Here is a 22,782-nt window from a genome sequence, read left to right on the forward strand (position 1 = left end):
CTCGCACCGGGCGGCGCAAAGTACGCCGCCCGGGCTTCTGACCGCTCCCCCTGGAAAGCTCCATGCGCATCCTGTTGATGGGCTTCATGGTCGTGTGCGCCGCGTTTGCGTGGCCCGCGCACGCCGTCGACCCCGCGATCGCCAAGCGCATCGCCGCCGGCGACAACGACGAGAAGGTCACCGCCATCGCGCAGATCGTCGCAGCGGGTGAGCCCAAGGACATCGAATTCCTGCAAGCCCTCGGCGAGGGCTCCGTCACCGTCGACGGCAAGAGCGTCGAAGTCACGGTGAACAATCGCTTGCGCCGCGTGATCGACGGCGCGATAGCCGCCCTGCGCCTGACCGATTCGGACCGCGACACCCGCCTTGCCGCTGCCAAGGAACTCTCGGGCGGCGCGGAGGCGGCCATGCTGCCGGCGGTAAAGAAGGCGCTCGCCGCCGAGAAAGATCCCGAGATCAAACCGATGCTCGAGGCGATCGCGGCCTCGCTGGGCATCCGCTCCACCGACAAGGCCGAACGCATCGCCGCCATCCGCAAGCTCGGGGAGGCGAACAGCCCGACCGCACGCGGCCTGCTCGGCGAATTGAAGGACGATCCTGATCCCGAAGTGAAGGCCGAGGGCGCGCGCGCCCTCAAGGAAGTCCAGGGCCGCCTCGCCTGGGCCGAACGCGCGGGCCTCCTGTTCGCCGGCATCTCGCTGGGCTCGATCCTTCTGCTCGCCGCACTCGGCCTCGCGATCACCTATGGACTGATGGGCGTGATCAACATGGCCCACGGCGAGCTGATCATGATCGGCGCGTACACGACGTACGTTGTGCAGAACCTGTTCCGCGCCCATCTGCCTGGCGCATTCGACGCCTACCTGCTCGTCGCCATCCCCGCGGCCTTCGTCGTCTCCATGGCGGTGGGCATGGCGCTCGAGCGCACCGTCGTGCGTTTCCTCTACGGGCGTCCGCTCGAGACGCTGCTCGCGACCTGGGGCATCTCGCTCATGCTCATCCAGGCGGTCCGCACGATCTTCGGCGCGCAGAACGTGCAGGTCGAGAATCCCACGTGGATGTCGGGCGGCTTCGAGGTCATGACCGGCGTGGTGCTGCCGTGGAGCCGAATCGTGATCATCGCCTTCGCCGGCGCCGTGCTCGTGGGCATCGGGCTCATCCTCGCGCGCACTCGAGTGGGCCTGTTCGTTCGCGCGGTCACGCAGAACCGCGCGATGGCCGCCTGCGTGGGCGTGCGCACCGCTCGCGTGGACATGTGGGCGTTCGGCCTGGGCTCGGGCCTCGCCGGGCTCGCCGGCTGCGCGCTCTCGCAGATCGGCAACGTCGGTCCCGACCTCGGCCAGTCGTACATCGTCGATTCCTTCCTCGTCGTGGTGCTCGGCGGCGTGGGCCAGCTCGCGGGAACGGTGCTCGCGGCCCTGGGCCTGGGCGTCATGAACAAGCTGCTCGAAACCTGGGCAGGCGCGGTGATCGCGAAGATCGTCGTGCTGGTGTTCATCATTCTCTTCATCCAGAAGCGGCCGCAGGGCCTCTTCGCGATGAAGGGACGCGCGGTGGAATCGTGACGCGCTTCTTCGGCCCGCGCGGGTGGACGATCCTCACGGCGTGCGCCGCGGTGGTGTTCATCGTGTTTCCGCTGCTGAACCTCATCGTGCCTCCGACGAGCGCGTTCCACCTCTCGGCGTTCTGGGTCACGCTCATCGGCAAGATCATGTGCTACGCGATCGTCGCGGTCGCGATGGACCTGATCTGGGGCTACGCGGGCATCCTCTCGCTCGGCCACGGTCTCTTCTTCGCGCTCGGCGGCTATGCGTTCGGCATGTACCTGATGAGGCAGATCGGCGCCGACGGCCAGTACCGCGTGAACATGCCCGACTTCATGGTGTTCCTCGACTGGAAGGAATTCCCCTGGCAGTGGTGGAACACCGAGCACTTCTGGTGGGCCGCCCTGCTCGTGCTCGTCGTGCCGGCGCTGATTGCCTACGTGTTCGGCTACTTCGCGTTCCGCTCGCGTGTGAAGGGCGTGTACTTCTCGATCATCACGCAGGCGCTCACCTTCGCCGCGATGCTGCTCTTCTTCCGCAACAACACGGGCTTCGGCGGCAACAACGGCTTCACCGACTTCAAGCGCATCCTCGACATCCCGATCACCACGCCCGAGACGCGCATGGCGCTCTTCGCGATCACCGGCGCGGCACTCATCGGAACGCTGCTGCTCGCGCGCTTCATCGTGACCTCCCGCTACGGACGCGTGCTCGCCGCCATCCGCGACGCCGAAGCGCGCGTGATGTTCTGCGGCTACGACACCGTGCACTACAAGCTCTTCGTGTGGACGCTCTCCGCCGTGCTGTGCGCCATCGCCGGCGCGCTCTACGTGCCGCAGGTCGGCATCATCAATCCCAGCGAAATGTCGCCCGCGAACTCGATCGAGATCGCGATCTGGGTCGCGGTCGGTGGCCGGGGCACGCTCGCGGGACCGATCGTCGGGGCCTTCCTCGTGAACGGCGGCAAGAGCGTGTTCACACAGTACTTCCCGGAGTTCTGGCTTTACCTGCTGGGTCTCCTGTTCATTCTCGTGACGTTGTTCCTGCCGCAAGGTGTCGTCGGTCTCATCGAGCGCTTCCGCAAGGGCAAAGCAACGTGAAGCTCGAAGAGCCCGTCATCGCCCATCCGCACGACGCGCCGCGTCCCTGGCCGTGGTGGCCGCCGGCCAAGCCTGTCGTCCGGGAACCTGCCGGGGGCTACTCGCGCCCGATCGATTCGAGCCAGCTCGACCTCGCGCACGGCGTTGTCCTTTATCTCGACGGCATCTCCGTGAGCTTCGATGGCTTCAAGGCCCTGAACAATCTTTCGCTCGCGATCGACGCGGGCGAGCTCCGATGCATCATCGGTCCGAACGGCGCGGGCAAGACCACGATGATGGACGTGATCACCGGCAAGACGCGCCCCGATGCGGGTACCGCGTTCTTCGGCCAGACGATCGACCTCACGAAACTCACCGAAGCGCAGATCGCGCACGCGGGCATCGGCCGCAAGTTCCAGAAGCCCACCATCTTCGAGCGCCACACGGTCTTCGAGAACCTCGAGATCTCGATGAAAGCCGACAAGCGCGTGAGAAAGACCCTCTTCGCGAAGCTTTCCAGCGAGGAAGGCGATCGCATCGCCGCGACGCTGGGCCAGATCCGCCTCGCCGACAATGCCAAGCGCGTCGCGGGCGAACTCTCGCACGGGCAGAAGCAGTGGCTGGAGATCGGCATGCTGCTGATGCAGGAGCCGAAGCTTCTCCTCCTCGACGAACCGGTCGCGGGGATGAGCGACGACGAAACCGAGCGCACCGCGGAGCTCTTCCTCTCGCTCGCGGGACAGCACTCGCTCGTCGTCGTGGAGCACGACATGAGCTTCATCGCGCGCATCGCCAAGAAGGTCACGGTGCTCCACGAAGGCAGCGTCCTCGCCGAAGGAACCCTCGACACAGTACAAAGTGACCCGCGCGTGATCGAGGTCTACCTGGGCCGATAGCCATGCTCACCGTCTCCAACCTCAACCAGTACTACGGCGGCAGCCACATCCTGCGCGACCTCTCGTTCGAGGTGCCCGCGGGCCAGGTGACGTGCCTGCTCGGACGCAACGGCGTGGGCAAGACCACGCTCCTGCGCACGCTGATGGGTGTCGTGCCCGCGAAGACGGGCACGCTCACCTTCAATGGCGTGGACCTCGCGCACACGAAGCCCGAGGACCGCGCACGCGCCGGCATCGGCTACGTACCGCAGGGGCGCGAGATCTTTTCGCGGCTGACGGTCGAGGAGAACCTGCGCATGGGCCTCGCGACGCAGCCGCGCAGCGCGCGCGTGCCCGAGCTCGTGTTCGAGCTCTTTCCCGTGCTGCGCAAGATGCTCAATCGCCGCGGCGGCGACCTTTCAGGCGGCCAGCAGCAGCAACTTGCGATCGGGCGCGCGATCGCCTCGAACCCGAAGCTCCTGATCCTCGACGAACCGACCGAAGGCATCCAGCCGTCGATCATCAAGGACATCGAGCGGGCCATTCGCGTGCTCGCCGGACGCCCCGCGGCCGACGGCACGGTCTCCACGCGCGAGCCGATCTCGATCCTGCTTTGCGAGCAGTACTACGATTTCGCGCGCTCGCTCGCGGATCACTACCTGGTCATGGAGCGCGGCGAGTTCCTGAAGCGCGGCGCCGGCGCGGACATGGAACGCGACAAGGTGCGCGAACTGCTGGCGGTATGATCGCGTCATGTTGCTCGCGGAACCCGTCCTTGCAGCGCCCTGGCGCGCGGAGCTCGCCCTCGAGTTCGAGCGCCGTGCCGAGCGCACGGTCCTCGCCTCGCGGCGCCACGACGGCCCGCTCGTCTTCCAGAAGCCCCTCTACCCCGAAGGCGACGCGATCTGCCACGGGATCATCGTCCATCCACCCGCCGGAATCGCCGGGGGCGACGAGCTGCACCTCCACGCCAACGTCGGCGAGAAAGCCCACGCCCTGCTCACCACGCCAGGCGCCGCGAAGTGGTATCGCTCGGCCGGTGCGCGCGCCTCGAGCGACATTCGCTGGCGAGTGGCGAACGATGCCGCGCTCGAATGGCTGCCACAGGAAACCATCATCTTTTCCGGAGCGCTCGCGGCCATGACCACGCTCGTCTCGCTCACCGGCACCGCGCGCTACCTCGGCTGGGAGATCCTTTGCCTCGGCCGCACCGGCTCGGGCGAGCGCTTCGACCGGGGCGAGATGATGGCAACCACCGAGATCGAACGCGACGGCAAGCCGATCTTCATCGACCGCCTGCGGGTCGCGGCGGACGGCGCGATGCGCGATTCGCCCGCCGGGCTTGCGGGCTCGCCGGTGAGCGCGACCTTCGTTGCCGCGGCCGAAGGCCTGGATGCCGCGCTCGTCACGCAATGCCGCGACATCACCCCGCCCGTGCATGGCGAAGGCGCGATCACGCGCCTGCCCGGCGTGGTCGTCGCCCGCTACCTCGGCACTCGCAGCGATGCCGCCCGAGAATGGTTCACGCGGCTGTGGACCGTGCTGCGTCCCGCGATCCTGCAACGCGAGGCCATCGAGCCGCGCATCTGGCGAACCTGAGATGACGCCCTCGTCCATTACTATCGCGCCCTCGCCGAACTCACTATGGAATTAACCCCTCGCGAGAAGGACAAGCTCCTCATCTTCACCGCCGGTCTGCTCGCGGAGCGTCGCCGCGCGCGCGGACTGAAGCTCAACTATCCCGAAGCCGTTGCGTTCATCTCCGCGGCCATCATGGAAGGCGCGCGCGACGGCAAGACCGTCTCCGAGCTGATGGGCTGGGGCGCGACGCTCCTCAAGCGCGAAGACGTGATGGAGGGCGTGCCCGAGATGATTCCCGACATCCAGGTCGAGGCCACCTTTCCCGATGGCACCAAGCTCGTGACCGTGCACAACCCGATCCCATGATTCCCGGCGAAATGAAAGTCGCATCGGGCGACATCGAGATCAACAAGGGCCGCGAGAAGGTGAAGCTCGAGGTCACCAACACCGGCGATCGTCCCGTGCAGGTGGGCTCGCACTATCATTTCTTCGAAGTGAACGACGCGCTGAAGTTCGATCGCGCGAAGGCTCGCGGCTTCCGGCTCGACATCGCTGCCGGTACGGCGGTGCGCTTCGAGCCCGGCCAGACGCGCGCCGTGCAACTCGTGGCCCTCGCCGGCGATCGCAAGGTCTTCGGTTTCCAGGGCAAGATCATGGGAAAACTGTAGAAGCGATGACCAAGATCTCGCGCCAGGCCTATGCCGAGATGTTCGGTCCCACGACCGGCGATCGCGTGCGGCTTGCGGACACGGAGTTGTGGATCGAAGTCGAGAAGGACTTCACGATCCACGGCGAGGAAGTGAAGTTCGGCGGCGGCAAGGTGATTCGCGACGGCATGGGCCAGAGCCAGCGCCTGTCGAAGGACGTCGCCGACACCGTCATCACCAACGCGCTCATCGTCGATCACTGGGGCATCGTCAAGGCCGACATCGGGCTCAAGGGCGGGCGCATCTGGAAGATCGGCAAGGCGGGCAATCCCGACATCCAGCCCGGCATCACGATTCCGATCGGCGCGGGCACGGAAGCGATCGCGGGCGAAGGCATGATCGTCACCGCAGGCGGCATCGATAGCCACATCCATTTCATCTGCCCGCAGCAGATCGACGAAGCGCTGATGTCGGGCGTCACCACGATGCTGGGCGGTGGCACGGGTCCCGCCACTGGAACGTTCGCGACGACCTGCACACCTGGTCCGTGGCACATGCACTCGATGCTTCTGGCCGCCGACGCGTTTCCGATGAACCTCGGCTTCCTCGGCAAGGGCAACGCCTCGCAACCCGCACCGCTTCGCGAGCAGGTGAAAGCCGGCGCGATCGGACTCAAGCTTCACGAAGACTGGGGCACGACGCCCGCCGCGATCGACTGCTGCCTCACCGTCGCCGACGAGATGGACGTGCAGGTCGCGATTCACACGGACACGCTGAACGAGTCGGGATTCGTCGAAGCGTCCGTCGCCGCGATGAAGGGCCGCTCGATCGCGACGTTCCACACCGAAGGCGCGGGCGGCGGTCACGCACCCGACATCATCCGCGTGTGTGGCGAGCCCAACGTGCTGCCCTCCTCCACGAATCCGACGATGCCCTACACGGCCAACACCATCGCCGAGCATCTCGACATGCTGATGGTGTGCCACCACCTCGACCCCGCGATCGCCGAGGACGTCGCGTTCGCCGAATCACGCATCCGCCGCGAGACGATCGCCGCGGAAGACATCCTCCATGATCTCGGCGCGTTCTCGATGATGTCCTCGGACTCGCAAGCGATGGGCCGCGTGGGCGAAGTGATCATCCGCACGTGGCAGACCGCGCACAAGATGAAGATCCAGCGCGGCGCAATGAAGGGCGACCCGAAGACGCACGACAACGCCCGCGTGAAACGATTCATCGCGAAATACACGATCAACCCCGCGATCGCGCACGGCATCTCGCATGCGGTCGGCTCCATCGAGGCCGGGAAGATCGCCGACCTCGTGATCTGGAAGCCCGCATTCTTCGGCGTGAAGCCGTTCCTCATCCTCAAGGGCGGAATGATCGCGGCGGCTGCGATGGGCGACCCCAACGCGTCGATCCCCACGCCGCAGCCCGTGCACTATCGCCCGATGTTCGGCGCGTTCGCGGGCGGCTTGCGCACCTCGGTCACGTTCGTCTCCCAGGCCGGCCTCAAGAATCCGGAAGTCCAGGCGCTCGGCCTGCATCGTCCGCTCGAAGCCGTGCGCGACATCCGCAAGGTCGGCAAGAAGGACATGATCCACAACACCTGGCAGCCGAAGATCGAGGTCGATCCGGAGACCTACGTCGTGAAGGCCGACGGCGAGGTCCTCACCTGCGAACCGGCGAAGGTCCTTCCCATGGCACAGCGCTACTTCCTCTTCTGATGGTCGAGATCCGCACTCGCGTGTTCGTCCGCGGAGCCCCCATTGCAGGCAAGCTCGCGCTGCCCTTCGATCGCCGCACGATCACACGGCAGCGCGCGAAGCTCGAAAGCGGCGAGGAAGTCGCGATCATGCTGCCGCGCGGCGACGTGCTGCGCGGGGGCGACATCGTCGCCACGAACGACGGGCGCCTCATCGAGGTGATCTCCAGCGCCGAAGAGGTCCTGCACGTGACCTGTGCATCACCGCGCGACCTCGCCCGCGCCGCCTACCACCTCGGCAATCGCCACGTGCCCGTCGAAGTCGGTGACGGCTACCTGCGCATCGCCGCCGATCACGTCCTCGAGGACATGCTGGTGGGCCTGGGCGCCACGGTGACTTCGATGGAAGCGCCGTTCGAGCCCGAGGCCGGGGCCTATTCAGGTGCGCACGACGATCACGATCATGAGCACGACCATGATCATGACCACGATCATGATCACGATCACGACCATGGCCACGTGCACGGTCCCGGTTGCAATCACGATCACGACCATGGGCACGGCCACCACGAGGATGGTCCGCCCCCTCATCCCGCGCGCATCCACCATTTCGGGAAGAAGGATGGCTAAGGCCGCCGCCCTTCCCCTCGCGCGCCTGCTGCAGCTCGCCAGCCCCGCGCTGCCCGTAGGCGCCTACAGCTATTCGCAGGGACTCGAATCCGCCGTCGAAGCGGGTGTCGTTCACGATCGCGCCAGTGCCCAGCAATGGATCAACGACGTCGCTGCACTTTCGCTCGCGCGCTGGGAGCTCCCGTTGCTCGCGAAGCTCATCGCAGCATGGCAGGGCGGTCCTGATGCCGCCATGATCAACGCGCGCTTCCTCGCGAGCCGCGAAAGCGCGGAGCTGCGCGCGGAGACAGTGCAGATGGGCTATTCCCTCGCGCGCCTCGCCGCACAGCTCGAGATACCGCGCCATGAAGAACTCGAGGCGATCGAGGAACCCGTATTCCCGACGGCCTTCGCATTCTTCGTCGCCGCGTGGAAGCTTCCCGTGCGCGAAGCGCTCTCGGCCTACCTCTGGTCGTGGATGGAGAATGCCGTGATGGCTGCGGTGAAATGCGTGCCGCTCGGGCAGACGGACGCGCAGCGCGCCCTCCTCGATCTCGGCGACCACATCGACACGCTCGTCACCGAAGCGCTGGATCTCGATGAGGACGCGATGGCCCCGTCGCTCCCGCGCATGGCACTGCTGTCCGCGCGCCACGAAACGCAATACTCGCGCCTCTTCCGCTCATGAGAACCGCACCATGAATCGTTCCGCATTGCGCGTCGGCATCGGCGGCCCGGTCGGCTCGGGCAAGACCGCGCTGACACTCGCCCTGTGCAAGGCCTTCCGCGACCGCTACGAGATCGCCGCCGTCACCAACGACATCTACACCGCCGAGGATGCGCAATTCCTCGTGCGCAACGAGGCGCTTCCGCCCGAACGCATCCTGGGCGTGGAAACCGGGGGCTGCCCGCACACGGCCATCCGCGAGGACGCGTCGATCAACCTCGAAGCGGTGGCGCGCCTCAATCGCGCATTCCCGGCGCTCGAGCTCATCCTCATCGAAAGCGGCGGCGACAACCTCGCGGCGACCTTCAGCCCCGAGCTCTCCGACCTCACGCTCTACGTGATCGACGTGGCCGCCGGCGACAAGATCCCGCGCAAGGGCGGGCCGGGCATCACGAAGTCGGATCTTCTCGTCATCAACAAGATCGACCTCGCGCCCTACGTGGGCGCGTCGCTCGAAGTGATGGATCGCGACGCGAAGAAGATGCGCGGCGACCGCCCCTTCGTCTTCACGAACCTCAAGACCAACCACAACCTCGACGTGGTCGTGCGCTTCATCGAGACCCAGGGCCTGCTCGCCCCGGAAGCGAAGCGCCGCACCGCATGAACGGCCGGAGACTATCCATGCAATGGAGCCGCATCCCGCTCACCCTCGCCACGACCTTCTGGACGGCGATCGCCATCGCGCATCCGGGGCATGACGCACCGCCCGTTCACGCGCACGACCTCGAGGAAGTCGCGCTCATCGTCGGCGCAATCGTGCTGGTCGCGCTCGCCGGTTGGCGACTGCATCTCTTCCGGCGCCGCAAACAAAAAGGCCGTCCCGGAGGACGGCCTTCCTGAAATCGTTGGTAGGCGCGATTGGACTCGAACCAACGACCCCCACCATGTCAAGGTGGTGCTCTAACCAACTGAGCTACGCGCCTGAAATCGAAGGCGAATTCTAGCCGTTTCCCCCTCTCCGGACAACCGTGGCAAGCTTTCCAGGCCCAGGACCCACTGCCATGGCCCGCGTAACACCACCGACCCACCACCTCGACGCCTCCGACCGGCCTGCCCTGCGCCGCCATTTCCTCGCGCTCGGCCACGACGATCGGCGCCTGCGCTTCGGCTCGGCGCTGCAGGACGGGGCGATCCTCGATTACATCGACCGCATCGACTTCGAGCGCGATGAGGTGTTCGGCGTGCGTGATGACGAACTCGAGTTGCTGGGCGTCGTGCATGTCGCCTTCGCCACCGGTTCGGCCGAGCTGGGGCTGTCCGTGACCCAGGGTCAGCGCGGCAAGGGCATCGGCGGCGCGCTCTTCGAACGCGCGATCGTGCGTCTGCGCAATCTCGGCGTGGAAAGCGTCTTCGTGCACTGCCTCGCCGAGAACCAGGCGATGCTGCACCTCGCGAAGAAGAACGGAATGCGGGTCGCCTACGAAGGCAGTGAAACCGCGGCGCACCAGCAGCTGGCCCCGGCTACCCCCGCGACTCTGCTCACCGAATGGGCCTTCGACCAGCACGCGGACGCGGTCCAGGCGGTGCGCGAGAACAAGCTGCTCGCGCGCCGCTTCTTCATGCTGTTCAAGTAGACCTACTTCCTACGAAGCAGCAGGCCCTTGAGGTACTCGCCTTCGGGGAAGTGAATCGACACCGGATGGTCTGCCGAACCCGAGAGGCGCTGCTCGATGATGAGATCGACACGCGCATCGGCCGCGGCACCCGCGACGATCTTCTGGAAGAGCTCCGGATGCACGGCACCCGAACAGGAGAACGTCATGAGCCGTCCACCCGGTGCGAGCATCTTCATTGCCCAGAGATTGATGTCCTTGTAGGCTCGCGCCGCGCGCGGCACGTGCTTCTCGGTCGGAGCGAACTTCGGCGGATCGAGGATCACGAGGTCGAAGTACTTGCCCTGGTCGCGCAGCTTGCGAAAGTGCGCGAAAACATCGGCGGACGACCATTCGGCGCGCGTGGCATCCAGCGCATTCGCAGCGACGTGGCGTTGCCCGAGGGCCAGCGCATCCGTCGAGGTATCGATCGACAACACGTGCTTCGCGCCGCCCTTGAGGGCTGCGACCGTGAAGCCGCCTGTGTAGCTGAATGCGTTGAGGACCTGCGCATCGCGCGCGTAAGTGGCGGCGAGCGCGCGGTTGTCGCGCTGGTCGAGGAAGAACCCGGTCTTCTGGCCGGTGACCACGTCCACCTCGTAGCGCAATCCGCCTTCGATGATGGGAACGAGGCCTTTCAGTGTTCCGACCAGCGTGCCGTTGCGAACCGGGAGGCCCTCGAGCTCGCGCACTTCCGCATCGCTGCGCTCGTGGATCACCTTGGCCTGCGTGAGCTCCTGCAGCGCGGCGGGCCAGAGCTTCCGCCACCGCTCGGCACCCGCGGAGAGAATCTGGATCACCAGCGCATCGCCGTAGCGATCGACGATGAGCCCGGGCAGGCCATCGGATTCCGAATGCACCAGCCGACCCGAGTCGTGGTTGGCATCGAACAGGCGCGAACGCCGCTCGATCGCTTCCTTGAGCCGCTGGCCCAGGAAGGCTTCATCGATCTGCTGCGCCGGATCGAACGTCCAGGCGCGCGCGCTGATCTGTGACTGCGGCGAATAGGCGCCGCGCGCGAGGAATGCGCCGTCACGCGCGACGATTTCGACGGTATCGCCCGAGTCGGGATGGCCATCGACGCGTTCGATTGCGCCCGAGAAGACCCACGGATGGAGATGGCGCAGCGATTTCTCGCGCCCTGGCTTGAGGACGATCTTGGGAAGGGTCACGGGGTCGGGGAGATGCGCGAGCGAAAAGGACCCGCGCATCTTACCCCGAAGGGACCCCGCCCTCGTTACTGCAGCGTCAGCGAGGAAATCTTCGAACGCAGGTTCGGGGGCAGCACCGGATAGCGGCCGGGACCGAACTCACGGCACGATCCGCGCTCGTACGCGTCGCTGCAAAGGCGCCAGCGGCCACGCTCGACGATCAGCGATTCGATGCGATCGTTAAGACCCGTGTTCTCGAGGTTCGGCGCATCGTCGCCCAGGCGCATCATGCGGCCCGAGAAGTCCTGATGGTCGAAGACCTGGATCGCGCCGCGCTCGGGGGTCGATCGCGTGGTGGCGCCGCCCAGGCTAACCGGCCGCGCCGAGGAGAACGCATCGTCCTGCCCGCCCGTGATGCGCCGATACTCACCCGGCCCGAACGTCTGGCAACGCCCGCGGAAGTTCGCGTCGGAACAGAACTCCCACGTGCCGCGGCGCACGATCAGCGAAGCCACCTTGTCGTTGTAGCCCAGCGGCTCGAAGTTCGGCGCTGTGTTCGTGAGGTTCGCGAGGAAGCCCTGGAAGTCCTGGCGATCGAAGAGCTGCACGTCGCCGCGCCCCGCGTTCCACCATTCATTGCCCGGATCGGTGCGAGGCCCGCCGCTCGGACCCCAGCCCGGCTGGCCGACGTTAAGCAATCGCCCGGACGAGACGCGATTGGTGAGCGCACCGAGATCACCGTACTCGCCCGGCCGGAACGTGCGGCATGAATCGCGGTAGTAAGCGTCGTTGCAGAACTCCCACACGCCGCTCACCACGTAGACCGATGCGGCGCGGTCGTTGAACCCGATGTTCTCGAAGTTCGCGGTGTCGTTCCGGAGCGCGATGCTGCGCCCGCTGAAGTTCGCGCCTTCGTAGATGATCGCCTCGCCGCGCGCGGGCTGCGCCAGCGCGAAGGACGATTGCAGCATCGCCGCGGCAATCGCGGCGCCCAACCAGGTGGTTTTCATTTTGTCTTCCTCTTCATGCCGTCGAATTGTAGGTATCGGCCGACGCACGCGCGTCGACTCGCTCTGTGTGATACGGAGTAGACGACGAAGTACTGGGGAAGTTTCGCGCAGCGCTACAGACGGCGAGCGGTGTCGACGCCAGGCACGTCTTTCACCGCGCGAAGCACGCGCTGGATGGAATCCGAGGAACTGACCTGCAGGGTAAATCGCATGTAGGCGTGCGCGCCACGCGACAGCGTGTTCACGCCCGTGACGTTGATGCGCTCGCGGGAAATGGCGTCGGAGATGTCGCGCAGCAGGCCTTGCCGGTCCTTCGCGACGACCTCGAAATCGGCCGAGAACGGCGCATCACCGGTCTTGCCCCACTCCGCCGGCATCAGGCGGTCGCGCTGGTCTTCGCGTAGTCCCGTGATGTTCGTGCAGTCCTGGCGATGGACCATCACGCCGCGCGTGCGCGTGATGAACCCGATGATCGGATCAGGCGGCACCGGCTTGCAGCACTTCGCCATCAGTGTCGCGATGTTGTTCACGCCCAGCACCAGCACGCCCGACGACGTACGGCCGGAAGATGCGGCCGGCGTGATGGGAACGATCGGCCCGGCGGGTGCGACCGGCGCTTCGCCGCGCACGGCGATCTCGATCTGCCGCGAGGTCACCTCACCGCGGCCGAGGGCCGCGAGGAATTCCTCGAGCTTGTCGAAGCCGCAGCCACCGGCCACGCGATCGTGCGCGAAGCCCGTCGAGCCCAGCCGCTGCAATTCCTTTTCCAGCGCGGTGCGTCCCTCGGCGGCGTCCTTCTCGAAATCCTCGTGCCGGAACCACTGGCGCACCTTCGCGAGCGCGCGCGGGCTCGCGAGGTAACCCAGCTGCGGCGAGAGCCAATCGCGCGACGGCCCGCCCTGCTTGGTGGACATGATCTCCACCGTCTGCGCATTTCGCAGGTGGTAGTCGAGCGGGACCATGTGGCCATCGACCTTCGCGCCGCGGCAGCGGTGGCCGAGGTCGGTGTGCACGTGATACGCGAAGTCGAGCGGCGTGGAGCCCGCGGGAAGATCGACGACCTTTCCTTGCGGTGTGAGGACATAGATCGTGTCTTCGAAGAGGCTCGCGCGCTCGCGATCGGCGCCGCCCGCGAGCTCGCTCTTCCACGCGAGCACCTGCCGCAGCCACGCGATCTTCGTGTCGAACTTGCGATCCGCGCGGCCGCCTTCCTTGTAGCGCCAGTGCGCGGCCACGCCGTGTTCGGAATGCTGGTGCATTTCCTCCGTGCGCACCTGGACCTCGAGCGTCTGCCCCTCGGGGCCGACCACGGCGGTGTGCAGCGAACGGTAGTTGTTCGCCTTCGGGCTCGCGATGTAGTCGTCGAACTCGCCTTCGACCGGCGTCCACAGGTCGTGCACGATGCCCAGCACCGTGTAGCACTCGCGGATGCTCGGCACGATCACGCGCACGGCGCGGATGTCGTAGAGCTGCTCGAAGCCCACGTTCTTGCCGCCCATCTTTCGCCAGATCGAATAGATGTGCTTGGGCCGCCCCTGGATCGTGGCCTGGATGCCCAGCGCATCGAGCTCCTGGCGCAGCGTGGCGATCACGCGCTGGATGTAGGCCTCGCGGTCGTTGCGCTTCTCGTCGAGGAGCTGGGCGATCTTCTTGTAGACGTCGGGTTCCTGGAAGCGGAACGCGTAGTCCTCGAGCTCCCACTTCATCTCCGAGACGCCGAGGCGATTGGCGAGCGGCGCGAAGAGCGCGAGCGTCTGCTTGCCCGCGGCGCGGCGCAGCGCGTCGTCGGCCTTGGTGATCGAACGCAGGTACACCACGCGCTCGGCGAGCTTGATGAGCACCACCCGGACGTCCTCGGCAATGGCGAGCAGCATCTTGCGAAGCTGTTCGATGTCCACGCCCTTGGAGTTGAGCGTCTCGATGCGCCCCGCGCGCGAAAGCCCGCGCAGCAGCGACGCGAGCTCGGCGCCGAAGTTGGCCTGGATCGCATCGAGATCGAGATCGGCCTCGGGAATCGCCTGGCTCACGATCGCCGCGGCCACCGTCTCCGGATCCGCCCCCTGCACGAGCAGCAGCCCGGCCACACCGAGGGCGCGGTCAAACGCGTCCGGACGGGACGTGGCCTGGCACGCGGCCTGCGCGAAATGCAGGCAACGCACGGGGAGATCGGCGAACTGCGGTCCGAAGCGCTTCTGGAGCTCGGCTTCGAAGGCACTCGCCCCGGTCGTGGCGGTCGAGGTGAGCATCGGGAACGTGAATTCTAGACCATGGACCCGCCGAATCCTGAGACGGTTCCCCGCCGATTTCCCCTACCGGCGATGTCGGATTCTCCGTCGAGCCCCGAGGGCCGCGAACGCTAAGGTCCGTTCCATGGGAGGTACAAGAATTGGAGTCCCGTATGCGCACGCAATTTCCGCAAGTCCCGGTGTACTCGTTGGTCGTGGGGATGGTGCTCGCCAACGGGTGCGGCTCGGTGGTGACCGGCCCGGAGTCCGCCTTCTTCGTGGGCGAGCACGGCGGTACGTCCGAGCACAAGAGCTGGAGCCGCGAGCATCAGGGCATCTCGGCCGCGAATCCGGACGAACCGTCGGAGGCCGAGGTCCAGATAGGAACGGCCTGATCCGTTGAATCCAACCGCGACCCTCCCCGGAGCCAGGGCTGCGCGGCCCTGAATCCGGACCGCGGTTGTCTTTGCCGGCCGGCGTGAAAACGTCGGCCGGCCTTTCTATTCGCGTATTCTGGTGGCACGGCGCTTGCTCCTCAGCGAGCGAGCCCACTCAATGCCGCCTCCCATTCTTTATAACGAGATGTTCCAGGGCGACCGAACGGTCCGCCCCCACTACGCCGCGTTCGCCGACTGGCTGAAGGAAACGCCGCCCGAGCGCATCGCGCAGAACCGGCATGCGGCCGACCTCCTCTTCCACAGGGTGGGGATCACCTTCGCCGTCTATGGCGAGGCCTCGGGCACCGAACGGCTGATTCCCTTCGACCTCGTGCCCCATGTCCTGCCCGGCAAGGACTGGGACCACCTCGCCCGCGGCATCAGCCAGCGGATCACTGCCCTCAACCGCTTCCTCGCCGACGTCTACCACGGGCAGGACATCGTGAGGGCCGGCCGCATCCCCTATGAACAGATCGCGGGCAACCCGCAGTTCCGCGAGGAAATGATCGGCGTCCACGTCCCCGGCGGCATCTATGCCCACGTGGCCGGCATCGACATCGTCCGGCATTCGGACGGGAAGTACTACGTGCTCGAGGACAACCTGCGCACCCCGTCGGGCGTGTCGTACATGCTCGAGAACCGCAAGATGATGATGCGGCTCTTCCCCGAGCTCTTCGCGCGCCAGCACATCCGCCCGGTCGACCACTACCCGGACCTGCTGCTCGAGACCCTGCGCGAGCTCGCCCCCCAGGGCGAAGAGGCCACGATCGTCCTGCTCACGCCGGGGCACTACAACAGTGCGTACTTCGAGCACGCCTTCCTCGCCCAGCAGATGGGTGTCGAGCTGGTCGAGGGGCAGGACCTCTTCGTCCAGAACAACACCGTCTTCATGCGCACGACGCAGGGCCCCCAGCGGGTGGACGTGATCTACCGCCGGATCGACGACGACTTCCTCGATCCCCAGGCCTTCCGCCCGGACTCGATGCTGGGCGTGCCCGGCCTGCTCAGCGCCTATCGCGCCGGGCGCGTGGCACTGGCCAACGCGATCGGCACCGGGGTGGCGGACGACAAGTCCATGTACCCGTACGTCCCGGAGATGATCCGTTTCTACCTCGGCGAGGAACCCATCCTCGAGAACGTGCCGACCTACACCCTGCGCAAGGAGGACGACCTGAAATACGTCCTCGACCACCTGGCCGAGCTCGTGGTGAAGGAAGCGCAGGGCTCCGGGGGCTACGGCATGCTGGTCGGCCCCACGGCCTCGAGCGACGAGCGCGAGCGCTATCGCCAGCGCATCCTCGACGCCCCCGAACGGTTCATCGCGCAGCCCACGCTCTCGCTCTCGCTGGTGCCCACCTTCTGCGGCGACAAGCTTTGCGACCGCCACATCGACCTTCGCCCCTACGTCCTCACCGGCAGCCAGGTGCGGCTCGCGCCCGGGGGCCTCACGCGCGTCGCATTGCGCGAGGGCTCGCTGGTGGTGAATTCTTCGCAGGGCGGCGGCGTGAAAGACACCTGGGTGGTGGACTAAATGACTACGGCTTTGGAAACGCCGATGAACGCCGATAAGAGCACGCCGATTGCCGCGGATAAGGCAATGGGGGTAGCGCTGAGTCCATGCACACGGTCGCGACACTCGTTGCCAACCCTCATGATCTCTCGGCGGCAATCGGCGTGCTCTTATCGGCGTTCATCGGCGTTCCAAAGACTCAATCTCCCATGATGCTTTCGCGCGTAGCGTCGAATCTCTACTGGATGTCCCGGTACGTCGAGCGGGCGGAGAACACCGCGCGCGTGCTCGACGTCACGTGGCGAATGTCGATGCTGGTCAAGGAGCAGCGCCTGCAGGACCAGGAGTGGTTCGCGCCGCTCAACATCACCGGCACGCTGTTTCCGTTCTCGGGCCGGCACAACGTCGTGTGCGCCCGCGAAGTCCTGCACTTCATGGCGTTCGATCCGGAGAATCCGTCGTCCATCTACGCCTGCGCGCGCACCGCTCGCGAGAACGCACGCGCCGTGCGCGGCTCGATCACCTCCGAGATGTGGGAAGTGCTCAACACCACGTGGCTGGAGATGCAGCAGATGGACGAGGAGAAGATGACCCAGCGCGGGGTCTCGACCTTCTTCGAATGGGTGAAGGACCGCAGCCACCTCTTTCGCGGCGTGACCTTCGGCACGATGCGGCGCGACGAGGCCTATCACTTCGCGCGCCTCGGCACACACCTCGAGCGCTCCGACAACACCGCGCGCATCCTGGACGTGAAATATCACATCCTGTTGCCCAGCGTGAAGGACGTGGGCGGCGCCGTCGACTACTACCAGTGGTCCGCAGTGCTGCGCTCGGTCTCGGCCTTCGAGGCCTATCGCAAGGCCTACCGCGACGTGATCACGCCGATCAAGCTCGCCGAGCTGCTGATCCTGCGCGCCGACATCCCGCGCAGCCTCCACTTCTGCATCCGGCAGACCCACGACACGCTCCAGTTCCTGAAGAACGCGCAGGCCGAGGAAACGCTGCACCGCGCCGGCGAGCTGCTCGCCGCACTCCAGTACGGCAAGATCTCCGAGATCTTCGCGCAGGGGCTGCACGAGTACCTCACCGCGTTCCTCAAGTCGACGCAGCAGCTCTCCAACGGCGTGCAGAAGAGCTTCTTCGCCCCCAGCGTGGTCGAATGACGGCTCATGGAATAATAGGGGCACCATGACCTACTGCGTTGCCGTCCGGCTCGACTCCGGAATGATCTTCGCCTCCGACTCGCGCACCAACGCGGGCGTGGACCAGATCGCCACGTTCTCGAAGATGCGCGTCTACGAAAAGAACGAGGATCGCCTCATCGTCGTCCTTTCCTCGGGCAACCTGGGAATCACGCAGGGTGTCATCAACCTCCTCGACCGCCACAAGAATGCCGAGGAGGGCGAGACGACGATCTGGAACGTCGATTCGATGTACGACGCCGCGGCCATCGTGGGCGAAGCCCTGCGCGAAATGCAGCGGCGCGACGGCACGTTCCTCACGCAGGGCAACGTCGATGCGGGAGCGAGCCTCATCGTGGGCGGCCAGATCAAGGGGGAGGCCACGCGCCTCTTCCACGTCTACGCCCAGGGCAACTTCATCGAGGCGCTGGGCGACACGCCCTATTTCCAGCTCGGCGAATCGAAGTACGGCAAGCCCATCCTCGACCGCGTGGTGACGCCCTCCACGCCGCAGAAGGAAGCGGCCAAGTGCGTGCTGATCTCCTTCGACTCGACGATGAAATCGAACATCTCGGTGGGCCTGCCCATCGACATGCTCTGGTACCCGCGCGACAGCCTGCGCGTCGGATTGCAACAGCGCATCCGTGAAGGCGATCCCTACTTCACGATGCTTCGCTCGCGTTGGGGCGGCGGACTTCGGCGGGTCTTCGCCGAGCTGCCCGATCCCGACTGGCTCGAATAAGAAAACCATCCTCCCGGAGAAACCATGAACAAGACCCTGACCACCGTACTTGCCGCCGCGATGCTCGCGGCCCTCCCCGCCGCTGCCCAGGACAAGAAGGCGCCGCCCCCCGCTCCCGCCGCCGCGCCCGACAAAGCCGCGCAATTCGCCAAGCCCGAAGAACTGCGCATGAAGATCCAGTCGGACAAGAAGGGCATTGTCGAGCGCAACCTCGGGCTCACGGGCGCGGAGTCGGTCAAGTTCTGGCCGGTCTACGACGCGTTCCAGAAGGAGCTCGCCGGCCCGCAAAGCGAGATCAATCGCGCCGTGATCGACTACGTGGGCATGGAGAACGCGATCACCGACGCCAACGCCAAGCGCCTCGTGGACCAGATCCTCGCGGCCGAGTCGAAGGAAGCCAAGATCCGCGCGGAGTACTTCATCAAGGCGCAGAAGGTGCTCGGCGCCAAGAAGGCCGCGCGCTACATGCAGATCGAGAACAAGATCCGCGCGATCCTCCGCTACGAGACGGTGGCCGCGATCCCGCTGGTCCATTGATCCCGGGAAATCCCTAGGGTGACCATCAAGGTCGCCCTCCACCACCGCACCCGATACGTGTTCGACCGACTCGTGGGGCTGTCGCCCCACGAAGTCCGTTTGCGTCCCGCGGCGCACGCGCGCACGCCCATCGAGAGCTACTCGCTCACGGTGAAGCCCGAGAAGCACTTCCTCAACTGGCAGCAGGATCCCTACGGGAACTGGCTCGCGCGCCTGGTCTTCCCCGAGAAGTCGCGAGAGCTCGAGGTGACGGTCGACCTCGTGGCCAACATGACGGTCGTGAACCCGTTCGACTTCTTCGTCGACCCGCGCGCGGATACTTTCCCGTTCGCATACACGCCGGAGAACGAGCGTGAGCTCGCCCCCTACCTCGAGGTCGAGCCGCCCACGCCACGCGTGACCGCCTGGGTCGAAAGAGCGCGCAAGGAGATCCTCGCAAGCTCGCCCACCACCGTCGATTTCCTCGTCGCGATCAACGCGCGGCTTGCCGCCGATGTTCGCTACCTCATTCGCATGGAGCCGGGCATCCAGCCACCCGAGCTCACCCTCGAACGCTGCGAAGGCTCGTGTCGCGACTCCGCGTGGCTGCTCGTGCAGATCCTTCGCCGCCTCGGTCTCGCGGCGCGCTTCGCCTCGGGCTACCTCATCCAGCTCGTCGCCGACGTGAAGCCGCTCGACGGCCCCGCGGGAACGACGAAAGACTTCACGGACCTGCATGCCTGGTGCGAGGCCTACGTTCCGGGCGCGGGCTGGGTCGGCCTCGACCCCACCTCGGGGCTGCTCACGGGCGAGGGTCACATCCCGCTCGCGTGTACCGCGCTGCCTTCATCTGCTGCACCGGTGAGCGGATTCACCGACGTCTGCAACGCCACGCTCGATTTCGAGATGTCGGTCACGCGCCTGCACGAAGACCCGCGCGTCACCAAGCCGTACACCGAAGCGCAGTGGAAGGCGATCGATGCGCTGGGCCAGTCCGTCGATCGCGAGCTGAAGGCGGCCGACGTTCGCCTCACGCTCGGCGGCGAGCCCACGTTCGTCTCGATCGACGACATGGAAGGACCCGAGTGGAACTTCACCGCGCACTCGGAGAAGAAGCTCGAGCTCGCGACCAAGCTGGTGGGCCGGCTGCGCGATCGCTTCGCCCCGGGAGGCGTCGTGCACTTCGGCCAGGGCAAGTGGTATCCCGGCGAGCCGCTGCCGCGCTGGGCGCTGACCTGCCTCTGGCGACGCGACGGCGAACCGCTCTGGGATTCGAGCACCGAGGTTTCGGCAACTCCCGCTACCGGGGAGGACGCGCGGCGCTTCGCGACCGAGCTCGCCGGCGCGCTCGGCCTCGCCACCGATTACGTGCTTCCGGCCTACGACGACCCGTGGAAGGTCCTGCGCGACGAGTCCGAGCTTCCCCTCAACATCGACCCGCTCACGCACGACCTTGCCGACGTGAAGATGCGCGACAAGCTGCGCGCTCAGCTCGCCGGCAGCCTCGGCAAGCCCGTCGGCTACGTCCTGCCGCTGCGTGCGCATCCGCGCGCCAAGGCTTCCGCGCCGACCACCTGGGAATCCTCGCCGTGGCCGTTGCGTCGCGGCCATGTCTTCGCGCTCGAAGGCGATTCATCGCTCGGCTACCGGCTGCCGCTCGGCTCGCTTCCCGAGAAGCTGCCCGACGAATCGGCGGAGGCGATCGCCAGCGATCCCTTCGAGCGTCGTGATGCGCTCGGCAAGCGCGTGAAGGCGAAGGCCGCGCCGGTCAGCGCCGATGCTCGCAAGAAGGCAGCCGCCGCGCGCATGGTCGTGCGTACCGCCCTGTGCGTCGAACCGCGCAACGGCGTGCTGAATGTGTTCCTTCCGCCCGTCACCAATCTCGAGGACTTCATCGCGCTGATCGGTGCGATCGAGGACACCTCGCAGGCGATCGGCCGCCCCATCCGCCTCGAGGGTTACCCGCCGCCCGATGACCCGCGCCTCGCGCGCTTCGCCGTCACGCCCGATCCGGGCGTCATCGAAGTGAACATCCATCCGTCCTCGGGCTGGGACGAGCTGAAGGAACGCGTGAGCGTGCTGTACGAAGAAGCGCGCCTCTGCCGCCTGGGCACCGAGAAGTTCATGCTCGACGGCCGCCACACGGGAACGGGCGGCGGCAATCACGTGACGCTCGGCGGCGCCACCGCCGCGGACAGCCCGCTGCTTCGCCGCCCGGATCTCCTGCGCTCGCTGATCAGCTTCTGGCAGAACCATCCGTCGCTCTCGTACCTGTTCTCCGGAGCGTTCGTCGGCCCCACGAGCCAGAGCCCGCGCGTGGACGAAGCGCGCGACGACGCGCTCTACGAGCTGGAGATCGCGTTCGAACAGATGGCCGCGACGTTCGAGATCGGCAAGCCCAACGAGAAGCCGTGGCTCGTCGACCGCCTGCTGCGCAACTTCCTCGTCGACCTCACCGGCAACACGCACCGCGCCGAGTTCTCGATCGACAAGCTCTACGCACCGGGCAGCGCGACGGGGCGATTGGGATTGCTCGAGTTCCGCGCCTTCGAAATGCCGCCGCACTGGCAGATGAGCCTGCTGCAGATGCTCCTCCTGCGCGCGCTCATCGCGCGGTTCTGGAAGACGCCCTACGACGAGCGGCTCGTGCACTGGGGCACGCGGCTCCACGACGAATTCATGCTCCCGCACTTCGTGGCGCAGGATCTGGGGCTCGTGATCGCCGACCTCGAGCGCGCGGGCTATCCCTTCAAGCACGCGTGGTTCGCGCCCTTCCTCGAATTCCGCTTCCCGCGCTTCGGCTCGGCAACGTACGAAGGCATGACGCTCGAGCTTCGCCAGGCGATCGAACCCTGGCACGTGCTCGGCGAGGAAGTCGTGCAGACAGGAACGTCGCGCTACGTCGATTCATCGATCGAGCGAATGCAGGTGAAGGCCACGCGATTGAACGACACGCGCTACGCGGTGGCCTGCAACGGACGCCTCGTGCCGATGACGCCGACGGGCCGCCCCGGAGAGTTTGTCGCAGGCGTTCGCTTCCGCGCGTGGGCGCCACCCTCGGCGCTCCATCCGACGATCGGCCTGCATGCGCCACTCGTGTTCGACTTCGTCGACCTGCGTCACGAGCGCTCGATCGGGGGCTGCACCTACCACGTCGTCCACCAGGGCGGCCGCAGCTACGACACCTTCCCCGTGAACGCCCTCGAAGCCGAGGCGCGTCGTGTCGCGCGGTTCCATGCGACGGGACATACACCGGGGCCGATGACGGTCAACGTGGAAGCGCGTAATCCACGGTTTCCCACGACCCTTGATCTGCGGCGGATGCCGCAGGACTAAGGCAGCACCGCGGCATCGACGAAGGGTTGATCCCGAGCCGGCCCCATCCTTTCCATCAAACGCCGCCGATCTCGCTACCCAAACTTGCGCTCGAAATTCCTGGCGCACCGGCGATCCTTCAGCGAGCGGTGGGGGGCCTCTCGTGATCAACCCTTCGTCGATGCCTCAGCGCCGGAACCTTCGCCAATGCATGCAGGGACTGTGGCGGCGCTGATCGAATTTTGAGAGTGCAGCGCCACTGCGACGATCGTCGTTCATCAACGAGGGCGGCACCAGCCACCGCCTGCCTCGTCAAATTATCTACGGGGCTCACCG

The 22,782-nt window shown here is 66.3% G+C and carries 22 protein-coding genes and 1 tRNA gene; 19 read left to right on the forward strand and 4 right to left on the reverse strand.

The window, feature by feature from the left end:
* Positions 1–62 precede the first annotated feature (62 nt).
* The 12 genes from urtB to DSM104440_RS11465 are packed head-to-tail and all read left to right on the forward strand — an operon-like array spanning position 63 to position 9,607.
* The gene (gene urtB, locus DSM104440_RS11410; protein ID WP_171162702.1) at positions 63–1,565 is read left to right on the forward strand and encodes an urea ABC transporter permease subunit UrtB; all 1,503 of its coding nucleotides are present in this window, start codon (positions 63–65) and stop codon (positions 1,563–1,565) included.
* Complete coding sequence (gene urtC, locus DSM104440_RS11415; protein WP_212758048.1) at positions 1,562–2,644, forward strand: urea ABC transporter permease subunit UrtC; 1,083 nt, start codon at positions 1,562–1,564, stop codon at positions 2,642–2,644. The genes urtB and urtC overlap by 4 nt, the downstream gene beginning before the upstream one ends.
* Positions 2,641–3,519: an urea ABC transporter ATP-binding protein UrtD gene (urtD, locus tag DSM104440_RS11420; protein ID WP_246211977.1), complete on the forward strand. Its 879-nt coding sequence runs from the start codon at positions 2,641–2,643 to the stop codon at positions 3,517–3,519. Before urtC ends, urtD begins: the two co-directional genes overlap by 4 nt.
* Positions 3,520–3,521: 2 nt before the next feature.
* On the forward strand, positions 3,522–4,244 hold the full coding sequence (gene urtE / locus DSM104440_RS11425) for an urea ABC transporter ATP-binding subunit UrtE (RefSeq protein ID WP_171162704.1): 723 nt from the start codon (positions 3,522–3,524) through the stop codon (positions 4,242–4,244).
* Positions 4,245–4,251: 7 nt separating this feature from the next.
* Positions 4,252–5,097 (forward strand): urease accessory protein UreD, encoded by an 846-nt coding sequence (locus DSM104440_RS11430; protein ID WP_171162706.1) that lies wholly within the window; start codon positions 4,252–4,254, stop codon positions 5,095–5,097.
* 45 nt (positions 5,098–5,142) lie between these two features.
* Positions 5,143–5,445, forward strand: a complete 303-nt coding sequence (gene ureA / locus DSM104440_RS11435; protein WP_171162708.1) for an urease subunit gamma — start codon at positions 5,143–5,145, stop codon at positions 5,443–5,445.
* Positions 5,442–5,747 carry an urease subunit beta gene (locus DSM104440_RS11440; protein WP_171162710.1) on the forward strand — a complete coding sequence of 102 codons (306 nt, stop codon included), beginning with the start codon at positions 5,442–5,444 and terminating at the stop codon, positions 5,745–5,747. The genes ureA and DSM104440_RS11440 overlap by 4 nt, the downstream gene beginning before the upstream one ends.
* Positions 5,748–5,752: 5 nt before the next feature.
* Positions 5,753–7,453, forward strand: coding sequence for an urease subunit alpha (ureC, locus tag DSM104440_RS11445; protein ID WP_171162712.1), 1,701 nt, complete (start codon positions 5,753–5,755; stop codon positions 7,451–7,453).
* On the forward strand, positions 7,453–8,061 hold the full coding sequence (gene ureE, locus DSM104440_RS11450) for an urease accessory protein UreE (RefSeq protein ID WP_171162714.1): 609 nt from the start codon (positions 7,453–7,455) through the stop codon (positions 8,059–8,061). Before ureC ends, ureE begins: the two co-directional genes overlap by 1 nt.
* Entirely contained in the window at positions 8,054–8,728 is a 675-nt protein-coding gene (locus DSM104440_RS11455) for an urease accessory protein UreF (RefSeq protein WP_171162716.1), read from the forward strand. Before ureE ends, DSM104440_RS11455 begins: the two co-directional genes overlap by 8 nt.
* Before the next feature lie 10 nt (positions 8,729–8,738).
* Entirely contained in the window at positions 8,739–9,371 is a 633-nt protein-coding gene (gene ureG, locus DSM104440_RS11460; protein ID WP_171162718.1) for an urease accessory protein UreG, read from the forward strand.
* Positions 9,372–9,388: 17 nt separating this feature from the next.
* The gene (locus tag DSM104440_RS11465; protein WP_171162719.1) at positions 9,389–9,607 is read left to right on the forward strand and encodes a hypothetical protein; all 219 of its coding nucleotides are present in this window, start codon (positions 9,389–9,391) and stop codon (positions 9,605–9,607) included.
* 6 nt (positions 9,608–9,613) lie between these two features.
* On the opposite strand, the gene DSM104440_RS11470 is transcribed toward DSM104440_RS11465, so the two are convergent.
* A tRNA-Val gene (locus tag DSM104440_RS11470) sits at positions 9,614–9,690 on the reverse strand.
* A gap of 78 nt (positions 9,691–9,768) precedes the next feature.
* Here DSM104440_RS11470 and DSM104440_RS11475 point away from each other — a divergent pair.
* Positions 9,769–10,341 (forward strand): GNAT family N-acetyltransferase, encoded by a 573-nt coding sequence (locus DSM104440_RS11475; RefSeq protein ID WP_171162721.1) that lies wholly within the window; start codon positions 9,769–9,771, stop codon positions 10,339–10,341.
* A 2-nt stretch (positions 10,342–10,343) separates the two neighbouring features.
* Here DSM104440_RS11475 and DSM104440_RS11480 read toward each other — a convergent pair whose 3' ends face one another.
* The 3 genes from DSM104440_RS11480 to DSM104440_RS11490 all read right to left on the reverse strand — a co-directional run bounded on the left by DSM104440_RS11480 (position 10,344) and on the right by DSM104440_RS11490 (position 14,766).
* The gene (locus DSM104440_RS11480; RefSeq protein WP_246211979.1) at positions 10,344–11,531 is read right to left on the reverse strand and encodes a class I SAM-dependent rRNA methyltransferase; all 1,188 of its coding nucleotides are present in this window, start codon (positions 11,529–11,531) and stop codon (positions 10,344–10,346) included.
* A gap of 65 nt (positions 11,532–11,596) precedes the next feature.
* Complete coding sequence (locus tag DSM104440_RS11485; RefSeq protein WP_171162726.1) at positions 11,597–12,520, reverse strand: beta/gamma crystallin-related protein; 924 nt, start codon at positions 12,518–12,520, stop codon at positions 11,597–11,599.
* A gap of 113 nt (positions 12,521–12,633) precedes the next feature.
* Positions 12,634–14,766, reverse strand: coding sequence for a RelA/SpoT family protein (locus DSM104440_RS11490; protein ID WP_171162728.1), 2,133 nt, complete (start codon positions 14,764–14,766; stop codon positions 12,634–12,636).
* 152 nt (positions 14,767–14,918) lie between these two features.
* Between DSM104440_RS11490 and DSM104440_RS11495 the strand changes: the two genes are divergently transcribed.
* The 6 genes from DSM104440_RS11495 (at position 14,919) to DSM104440_RS11520 (ending at position 22,467) form a co-directional block, all read left to right on the forward strand.
* Complete coding sequence (locus tag DSM104440_RS11495) at positions 14,919–15,140, forward strand: hypothetical protein (RefSeq protein ID WP_171162730.1); 222 nt, start codon at positions 14,919–14,921, stop codon at positions 15,138–15,140.
* A 160-nt stretch (positions 15,141–15,300) separates the two neighbouring features.
* Positions 15,301–16,713, forward strand: coding sequence for a circularly permuted type 2 ATP-grasp protein (locus tag DSM104440_RS11500; protein WP_212758049.1), 1,413 nt, complete (start codon positions 15,301–15,303; stop codon positions 16,711–16,713).
* 188 nt (positions 16,714–16,901) lie between these two features.
* Complete coding sequence (locus tag DSM104440_RS11505) at positions 16,902–17,855, forward strand: alpha-E domain-containing protein (protein WP_343034059.1); 954 nt, start codon at positions 16,902–16,904, stop codon at positions 17,853–17,855.
* A 25-nt stretch (positions 17,856–17,880) separates the two neighbouring features.
* Positions 17,881–18,615, forward strand: a complete 735-nt coding sequence (locus tag DSM104440_RS11510; protein ID WP_171162733.1) for a proteasome-type protease — start codon at positions 17,881–17,883, stop codon at positions 18,613–18,615.
* Between the two features lie 24 nt (positions 18,616–18,639).
* On the forward strand, positions 18,640–19,152 hold the full coding sequence (locus DSM104440_RS11515; protein ID WP_171162735.1) for a hypothetical protein: 513 nt from the start codon (positions 18,640–18,642) through the stop codon (positions 19,150–19,152).
* An 18-nt stretch (positions 19,153–19,170) separates the two neighbouring features.
* The gene (locus tag DSM104440_RS11520; protein WP_171162737.1) at positions 19,171–22,467 is read left to right on the forward strand and encodes a transglutaminase family protein; all 3,297 of its coding nucleotides are present in this window, start codon (positions 19,171–19,173) and stop codon (positions 22,465–22,467) included.
* The last annotated feature ends 315 nt before the right edge of the window (positions 22,468–22,782 follow it).

It is taken from the genome of Usitatibacter palustris (assembly GCF_013003985.1).
GTDB classification, from domain to species: Bacteria; Pseudomonadota; Gammaproteobacteria; order Burkholderiales; family Usitatibacteraceae; genus Usitatibacter; species Usitatibacter palustris.